The sequence below is a fragment of the Rudaea sp. genome (genome assembly GCF_036383415.1).
Lineage (GTDB): Bacteria > Pseudomonadota > Gammaproteobacteria > Xanthomonadales > Rhodanobacteraceae > Rudaea.
The window spans coordinates 1-4,181 of sequence record NZ_DASVOK010000082.1; the positions used below are offsets into that span (position 1 = coordinate 1).

Consider the following 4,181-nt stretch of genomic DNA (forward strand, 5'->3'; position numbering starts at 1 on the left):
TTCCTCGTGGCAGAGCACGCCGCCCCAGGGTGGCGTCATCGCCGCGAGCGACAGCGCATTGGCCGCGGAGCCCGTCGCCACCAGGAGCACGTCAAGATCGGTTTCGAAGACTTCGCGCAGCTTGCGCTCGACGCGCTGCGAATACTCGTCCGCGCCGTAGGACGCCAGCGCGCCGTCATTGGCCGCCGCGATGGCGGCAAGGATTTCGGGCGAGGCGCCGACGACATTGTCGCTGGCGAAGTTCTTGTTCGATGCAGACATGAAAACCTCCGGCAGGGTGGCGAAGTATCGCATTTGCGCAGGAGTGAACAGCGAATCCGCAGGCGCGCGACTGCTAAAATCCCGGCATGTCCGCCGACCTTCCGATTTCATCCCCGCCCACGTTTGACTCGAACGACATCGCGCATATGCGCCGCGCGCTCGAGCTCGCCGCACACGCGCGCGACACGCACGAGGAGGTGCCGGTCGGCGCCGTGCTCGTACGCGGTGGCGTGATCATCGGCGAGGGCTGGAACCGCAGCATCACCGGCAACGACGCGACCGCGCACGCCGAAATCGTTGCGCTGCGCGACGCGGGCGCGCGCGAAGGTAACTACCGCCTGCCGGGATCGATGCTGTACGTGACCTTGGAACCCTGCGTGATGTGCTCGGGTGCCATCGTGCACGCGCGCGTCGAACGCGTCGTCTACGCCGCGGCTGATCCGAAGACCGGCGCGGCCGGCAGCGTCTTCGATACGCTGGTGTCGCCGTTGCACAACCATCGCGTCGCCGTTTCCGGCGGCCTGCTCGGCGAGGAAGCGGGCGCGATGTTGCGGGAATTCTTTCGCCAGCGCCGCAGCTGACCTGGCGGATTGGGAAATTCCAACAAGGCCTGCGCTAGGCTGGGATTTCCGCAAACCGGTACGGAGGAGGGGAGTCATGCACGGCACCAGACGGCATCCGAAGCTCGACAAGGCGCTCGCGCCATCGACCAGGAAGCACTACAAATCGCACTGGCCCGAATGGGTGATCGGCAAGGAGATGATGGACAAGGCGATGAAATCCATCGTCGCGCGCGTCCACCTGGATCGACGCTTCGATATTCCTTATCTCGCCGGCTACAGTCTCGACGGCCACACGATCTTCATCGATCGGCACATGCCGAAGAGTTTCGTCTACCGCGGCAAGCGCGTGAACACGGACCGCTTCCTGATCGTGCACGAGGCGGTCGAGAAATCGCTGATCCAACTGCTCGGCATGCACTATCTGACCTCGCACCAGATCGCGCTGCACGCCGAACAGGCCGCCGTGCGCGCCGAAGGCGTCACCTGGGATGCGTACAACGAGTTCATGGAGAAGTACATCAAGGTGATCGGCGACGAAAAACTCAGCAAGGTGCCCGATACTCTCGACCTGACCCCGTATGTCGATTTCCACGACGTGGCCGAACTGAAGCAGATGCGCGCCAACATGGTGCCCGGGCCGAAGGCGCGGCCCAAGGCCAGGGTGCATATCGCTGGGCTGTAGAAGTTTTTCTCTTCGCGCTTATGGAAAAGGCCGGCTCTTTGCTGGCCTTTTCCGCGTTTGCAGGCTCGATGCGTTTTGCAAAAGCCCTCAGCCTGCGCGGGCGCGCGAGCGCAGAATTTCCGCGAGGTCAGGACATCCGCGTTTTTCGAGCTCGTCGATCCCGCTGCGCCCTTCGGCATTGCGCAGTCCGGGATTCGCTCCGTAGGCGAGGAGCAGTTCCGCGATGTCGGTGGCGATGCCTTCGTCGTCCGGCAAGTGAAAGAACAATGAGCCGTGCTTGTCCACCTCTTGGGCAAGGCTCGGTTCGGCCTGAAGCAATTCACGCAGGCGATCGAGGTTACCCATCTCTACCAGCTCGCGAACACAGCGGCTGAGACCGCCGAGCAATGCGATCGTGCTCGGTTGCCCTCCGTGCAACGCCCAGCCCAGCGGCACGCCGCCGAATCGCGTCTCCACCGGGTCGATTTCCGCGCCTCGGTCGATGAGAAGCCGCGTAACTTCCTCGGCACCAGCCATGGCCGCGGCGTGTAAAGGGCGGAAATTGTCCGCGCGGCGCACGTCGGGCGACATGCCCAGATCGAGGAGCAGGGTGGCGACATCCGCACGCCGTTGCTCCGCAGCCTGGATCAATGCCGTGGGGTCGTCGAGAAATTCAGGATGCTCGTGCGCAAGGCGCTGCGCGTTCGCAGCGTCTGCGCCCGCACAGGCCGCGACAAATGCTTCGCGATCGCCCAGCGGTTGTGCTCTGGCGCCGTGGCGTACGAGCAGATCAGCCATTCCCACATGGCCTTGGAGTATTGCTTCGGTGTGATGCGGACGCTTGGAGTAGTAATTATTCCCCTGCGCTGCGGCACCGTGCGCGAGCAACCACTGCGCGCGGACGAGTTGGTTGCGGTTGACGGCATTGCCGAGCAGATAATCCAGCATTCCCGCTTGCGGCCATTGCGATGATGGTGCCGACCAGCGGCCGGCTTCGCCACGGCGCTCGCTCAGAGCGTACAGATACTCGAGCCAGAACGGATCGTCTTCGCCGAGCGAGGTGTTGTAGAGCACTTGCGGACTGTAAGGATCGGCGCCGCGTTCGATCAACAGCTCGGCAAGCTCATGCGCTTGTGCGTGCGGCGGCTGGGAAAATTCACCGCCGCCGATCGCTCCGGTGAGCGCGAGAAAACCGGGATCGCCCTGGTCCATGCGCACATTCGCCGCTGCACCCGCATCGAGCAATGCCGTCGCAATCGCAACGGTGCTCTCTCGCGCTTCGGCCACGGGCAGGCGGCCGTAACAGACGAACAGCAGCGGCTCCCAGCCTTCGCGACCGCCTTTCTCGGTCGCGGCAGAAGGTCGCCTGGAAAGGATGCGTTGCACTTCGGCGAGATCCCCGCACATCGCGGCGGTGTGGATGCTGTGCTGGGCGATCGCTGGATGGCGTGCGAGCAGGCGCGCGGCGTAAAGCCAGCGCGAGGGATGATCCGCGAAGGTTTGATCCCAGTCCGAGGTGCCCGGGCGAATGCCGTAGTGGAGGCTGGCGAGTTCGAGAAATTCCGCGGCCTGCTCATCGAGATTTTTTCGCGCGAAAGCAAGCTCGGCGAGCGCTTCCTTGAGCGCCATCCAACTGACGAAATCGTATTCGCGTGCTAACGCGTGCTGCGTATCGCGTAGGCCGGGCTCGCGAGGCGCGCCGGGCCAAGCGCGGTGCAAGCGCTCGCGCGCCTGCACGTTACCTGCGCGCAAGGATTTCAGCCAGGACTTCGCCTGCTTGCGCAGAGTTTCGAGATTGCTGTTCGACGTGAGTTGTCGTTGCATGACCTTCCTTCCGATAACGCCTGAAGTCCGCTTGCACACAGGCTGGAAGCAAGGATGGAACGATCCGGGTCGATCGCATGGGTGGGAGTGAACTCCCTTGCCGCGGACTGGAGGCGCCCCATGGCGCGCTAGCCGCGAGTATTCCGATGGGCACGCTACTTTGTCAACGTTGCTGGTGATGGGGTGCCGGGGCGATGGGAAATGCCAAGGTAAATATCGCTCCGCCATCCGGATTGTTGGCCATCGTGACGCTGCCTCCGTGGACGCGCATGGTCTCGGCAACGATCGCAAGACCCAGCCCCGAGCCGCTGCCCGTAGCCCTTGCGCTCCGCCAGAAACGTTTGAACAGGTGTTCGCGATCGGCATCGGAGATGCCGGGGCCGTAATCGCGGACACTGATCCTCCCGTTGGCGTCGACACGTACCAGGATTTCGCTCCCTGAAGGCGCATGCGTGACCGCGTTTTCGATGAGATTGCGCAGCGCGTCTTCGATCGCATGCGCATGGCCATGCACGACCACCGGACTAGCCGCTTCTTCGAGAGCAAGAGTGCGGCCTTGAGCGATAGTCCACGGCGCCATGCTGGTGACCTGCGTCGTCGCACAGACATTGAGGTCGACTTCTGCGGAGACGTCGAGTGCTATCGCGTCCAGTCGTGCGACGCGCAGCAATTGCTCCACCAGTCGATTCATGCGTGCCACATCGTGCTTGAGCTTATCCAGCTCACCGTTGCCTCGCATCGTGTCGAGCGCGCCAGTGACGATGGCCAACGGAGTGCGCAGTTCGTGCGCCGCGTTGGCAGTGAATTCACGCTGTAGGGCAAAACCCTGCTCCAGTCGAGTCAACGCCTGATTTACGGCACCGACCAAGGGG

General features: G+C 63.4%; 5 protein-coding genes. 2 read left to right on the plus strand and 3 right to left on the minus strand.

The annotated features are described in order from the left end of the window. Window positions 1-261, minus strand: a 261-nt coding sequence (locus tag VF497_RS02855) for a beta-eliminating lyase-related protein (RefSeq protein ID WP_330886066.1), incomplete at its 3' end; no start/stop codon positions are given. Between the two features lie 86 nt (window positions 262-347). On the opposite strand from VF497_RS02855, the gene tadA reads away from it, so the two are divergent. Together tadA and VF497_RS02865 are read left to right on the plus strand one after the other, a co-directional pair. Continuing rightward, entirely contained in the window at window positions 348-842 is a 495-nt protein-coding gene (tadA, locus tag VF497_RS02860; RefSeq protein WP_330886068.1) for a tRNA adenosine(34) deaminase TadA, read from the plus strand. Between the two features lie 76 nt (window positions 843-918). Beyond that, window positions 919-1,506, plus strand: coding sequence for a hypothetical protein (locus VF497_RS02865; RefSeq protein ID WP_330886070.1), 588 nt, complete (start codon window positions 919-921; stop codon window positions 1,504-1,506). 87 nt (window positions 1,507-1,593) lie between these two features. Here VF497_RS02865 and VF497_RS02870 read toward each other — a convergent pair whose 3' ends face one another. Together VF497_RS02870 and VF497_RS02875 are read right to left on the minus strand one after the other, a co-directional pair. Then, on the minus strand, window positions 1,594-3,591 hold the full coding sequence (locus VF497_RS02870) for an ankyrin repeat domain-containing protein (protein ID WP_330886074.1): 1,998 nt from the start codon (window positions 3,589-3,591) through the stop codon (window positions 1,594-1,596). After that, on the minus strand, window positions 3,473-4,181 hold a 709-nt coding region (locus VF497_RS02875), incomplete at its 5' end, for a HAMP domain-containing sensor histidine kinase (protein WP_330886072.1). The genes VF497_RS02875 and VF497_RS02870, both read right to left, overlap by 119 nt.

Bases quoted from the DNA above. Each gene is read 5' to 3' on its own strand.
- tadA (WP_330886068.1), top strand. From the start codon at position 348: ATGTCCGCCGACCTTCCGATTTCATCCCCGCCCACGTTTGACTCGAAC.
- VF497_RS02865 (WP_330886070.1), top strand. From the start codon at position 919: ATGCACGGCACCAGACGGCATCCGAAGCTCGACAAGGCGCTCGCGCCA.